The following is a 3,869-nucleotide window of genomic DNA, read 5'->3' on the forward strand; positions in this document are numbered from 1 at the left end:
TAACGCAAAAGAAAAGCATGAAAAGTCTTTTGCTGGTGTGACAACTTCCGTTGATATCGGTGTCCTTGGCACGGTACAAGGACTAAAAGATGCCGCAGATCACATGAATAATAAGGATGGTAACAATACAGTTATTAATGGCATACTGACTGGCATGAAAATCAGTCATCTTTATAGTAAAGGCAAAACCTTTGTTAATTGGCTGACTGGCAATACGGGGGAAAAGGGGAACGTAACCAAAGGACTGAGTAGCTCATTAGGAGGATTGGGGGGCTCCACCAAGGATGCTCTTGCCAATATGGCTGGTGCATCTGGCAGTGTAACCGTGGGCTTTAAAACTGAGAAAACAGAAGCCTCTTCTCAAGTCTCCACAGCGGTGACAGATAGCATAGAAGGCGGACGCGCTGTTAACATGCATGCCCACGAAGGCAGCATTCATGGTGTTGGCGCTGATGTTATCGCTGGTACCAATCCAATCTATGTGCTGGAAAATGATGCACAGAGCGGAAAGATCACCATGGAAGCAGGTAAAGATATCATCTTTGAAAGTGCACAAAACACGCAAAGCACACAAAACAGCAGTGAAAGTTCTTCAATGAGTGTTGGCACCGGTTATGGCACGGGTGGCGCAGGGGCAACGGGTAGTGCTGCTTTTAGTCAAGGGGAAGGTTCCAGTGAGGAAGTTCAACACAAAAACAGCCATATTATAGGCACCGGCACCGTTCATACCACGAGTGGGGCAAACACCACATTGGCAGGCGCTGTGGTTTCTGGAGAGCGTGTAGAAATGGAAGTAGGGGGTGATTTCGCCATTACCAGCCGCAGTGATACGGGACAAACTTCCAGCAAGCAAAACTCTGTTTCTGTTGGGTTTGGTGCTGGACAAACGGGTGGTGGGGGCTCCATGAGCGCCTCTTTCCAAAAGGATNTTGGGTTTGGTGCTGGACAAACGGGTGGTGGGGGCTCCATGAGCGCCTCTTTCCAAAAGGATAAATCCTCCAGCGATTATCATAGTGTTGTGGAACAATCAGGCATCAAAGCGGGTGATGGCGGCTTTAATATCATAGTTAAAGACAAAACAACGCTGACCGGAGGCATCATTGCCAGCACCGCGCCGGCAGATAAAAACAGCCTGACCACAGGAAGCATTAGCACCAGTGATATCAGCAACAGTGCGCATGCTAAAGCCAGCAGCCATGGGTTTAGCATTTCTGGGAATGACACGATAAAAAACATTGCCAAGAATGTTTTAAATCACGGCAAAGCCAAGGATGCAGCAGAAGGGGAAACCAAATCTGCTATCAGCGATGGGACTATCATCCTTACTGATACAACTGGACAGAGGGCGATGGGGCAAGATGCTGGACAAATCATTGGCTCTCTCAATCGCAACACCGCAGCAGCCCACCAAGCAGTAGGACAGCTAGATGTCGCATCGCTTGAGGGAGCAGTGCATAATCGCGTAGGTATGATCAATGATTTATCGGATGAAGGAATTAATATCTTTGAACAGGGCTTTGTAAACATGTTTATCAAAGAGCATTATCTGGCTACCGTGGATCACGATGAAAATGGCAATGTGATCTATGCAAAAGATGAAAATGGAAATCCTATAAGAGACAGTCATGGAAACCCGCAGCCGCAATATCATTATTTAACGCCTGAAGAACAACAGAATTTACAAAAAGGTTCTGATGGCAAGGTTCATGTTTTTCTCAATGGTATTTTTACAACACCAGATGACGCAGCCCATAATGCGGTTCAGTTGGCTGATAACAAGAATGATCCGCACTATTTTCTGATGTTCCCTCATAGCGATTCGTTCTTGGTAGAGTTGTTCATTGCAGGGTATCAGTATGCTCTAGAAGGTAAGTTGGGTATTTTGACCAATTCGACGAAGAAGTACCAGAATCTGTTGTATAGCCTTGGCAATATAGGATTGCATACTGATGCGCATAGCCGCGGCAGTATGACAGCGGGCAATGGATCGCATGATTTAGAAAAGCATGGTGTTCATGGTATAGCAAAGAAAACAACGATTAATTTCTTTGGACCAGCTTATAATACTCAAAACATGGCAGATACGTTATATATCTTAAGTGATGGAAAGCAGGATTACGTAAACTTGGAAAATCATAAAAATGACTTTGTGGGTACAAAGATTGGCAAAAATCCTTACACTTTTGAGCAAATACCTCCTGGAAGTGGTCCTTGGAAAGAAGCAGGGCAAATATTTAAGGGCTACCCAAGTGTCCATGCTTGTTATGGTAATGCAGGTTCAATATGTCGACAGGCTTATGGATTACCTAATCGTACGCCAATTTATTCAAAATATTCAGGAAGAAAAAAATGAAACAAATCTTGAAATTATTAAGTGGTCTCATTCTGTTAAATATTGTTGGATGTAACATCGACAAGCCTCCACCAGGAGTTTTGAGTGCATGGGAGAAACCTGGTGCAGATTTTACGGAGATAGGAAAAGCCTTGTTAGAATGTGGTATGCCAACCCCTTATGATGTTTTTCCAGAAAATAGAAAGCTAAGCATCAATGCAGAGGCTTCCATCGATGCTTGCATGATTCAAGCAGGATTCCACTACAAATGGGGAGGACCATATTGGTGTTATACTTTTAAAGAGAAAAACTTGCCGATTTGTCGTCCAGGTGCTGTCATACCACAGCGCAGTGTCAAGAAGCGCTTAAATAGCCCTTTTTGTAAAAGGTATAAAAATGCGGATGAATGCAAGCCTTAAGTGATGATCAACAATCCCCCTCCTTGCCTTCGCTTGGAATGGCGGGATTGTTTCCTCAATTAACCATTTCAATATTGTTCACTGTTGTTTTCAGCAGCGGTGACAGGAAATATCAATAGGTTTATGAGCTCTGTTTTATCGTAAATAAATCCATTGAAAGAGGGGAAAAATGAAGAAAATCTTAAAACTGTTGAGTTGCATGGCTTTGTTAAGTATCGCTGGATGTGACTCAAAGCCTCCTTCAAAATACTTTGTTATATGGCAAAAGCCAGATGCAGATTCTACTGAAGTAGCAAAAGCATTGTTAGAGTGTGGTAAGCCAACTCCTTATAATGCCGATACAGAAAATAGTGGATTAGGTTTCGGTGAATGGGCAATAATTCATACTTGTATGCTTCAATCTGGCTTCCACTATAGAAGTGAAAATGGAAAGTGGTGTGAAAATTGTCAAGATGATAGGATTCCGGTGTATCCTCTTAGTGGTTCTATCACGCCTCAGCGAAGTGTTGAGAGACGCTTAAATAGCCCTTATTGTAAAAAACATTCAGAACAACTTGAATGCCAGCCTTAAGTCTTGCTTCAGCAGAGAAAGCCTTGAATTTACACCAAATAAAGCACCAGGTTTGATGAGCTTGAGAAAGCCTTGTCCGTCCTTACGTGACAAGGTTTTCTTTTTATGCCGCGTCGTTATAACGTTGCTGTTTTGCTTGCTCGATGACATTCAAAAGATCTGATTGTAACCAACGCGATAAAAAACCAAATTTTAAAGGTTTTGGCAAAGAGCCATTGGTTACATGACGGCGGAAAGTTGAGACACTCATATGAAGCAATTTTGCACTTTCACGGTCTGTTAAAAGAATATCATTTTCTGTCATTCTAAAATCCTTTCACTATAAAAACAAATCATAATCATTTATTAACCACATTTTGGTTCATTTAGAAAGATGTTTTATTTATAGAAAACAATATTTTATTATACAATTTCTAATGTGATAAATTATGACTCCTATTGAGAAAGAATGAGAGAGAAGAGAGAGAAAGTTATCCACAGATCATGGGGTTATTCACCCCATATTTTAGGTTTGACCCGTGACATAAGCCGCCCATTTATCCATATA

The 3,869-nt window shown here is 42.1% G+C and carries 4 protein-coding genes; 3 read left to right on the plus strand and 1 reads right to left on the minus strand.

The genetic code is table 11. The annotated features are described in order from the left end of the window. The 3 genes from ACFIMX_RS10355 to ACFIMX_RS10365 form a co-directional block, all read left to right on the plus strand. The coding region (locus tag ACFIMX_RS10355) for a hemagglutinin repeat-containing protein (RefSeq protein ID WP_375694452.1) at positions 1 to 2,353 on the plus strand (2,353 nt) is incomplete at its 5' end. Continuing rightward, complete coding sequence (locus ACFIMX_RS10360) at positions 2,350 to 2,751, plus strand: hypothetical protein (protein ID WP_375639609.1); 402 nt, start codon at positions 2,350 to 2,352, stop codon at positions 2,749 to 2,751. The genes ACFIMX_RS10355 and ACFIMX_RS10360, both read left to right, overlap by 4 nt. A gap of 169 nt (positions 2,752 to 2,920) precedes the next feature. Next, entirely contained in the window at positions 2,921 to 3,322 is a 402-nt protein-coding gene (locus tag ACFIMX_RS10365; protein ID WP_375612658.1) for a hypothetical protein, read from the plus strand. Between the two features lie 103 nt (positions 3,323 to 3,425). On the opposite strand, the gene ACFIMX_RS10370 is transcribed toward ACFIMX_RS10365, so the two are convergent. Continuing rightward, positions 3,426 to 3,626 (minus strand): AlpA family transcriptional regulator, encoded by a 201-nt coding sequence (locus tag ACFIMX_RS10370; protein ID WP_015856172.1) that lies wholly within the window; start codon positions 3,624 to 3,626, stop codon positions 3,426 to 3,428. Positions 3,627 to 3,869 lie beyond the last annotated feature (243 nt).

The sequence above is a fragment of the Bartonella sp. AD24XZML genome, assembly GCF_042196485.1.
GTDB lineage: Bacteria > Pseudomonadota > Alphaproteobacteria > Rhizobiales > Rhizobiaceae > Bartonella.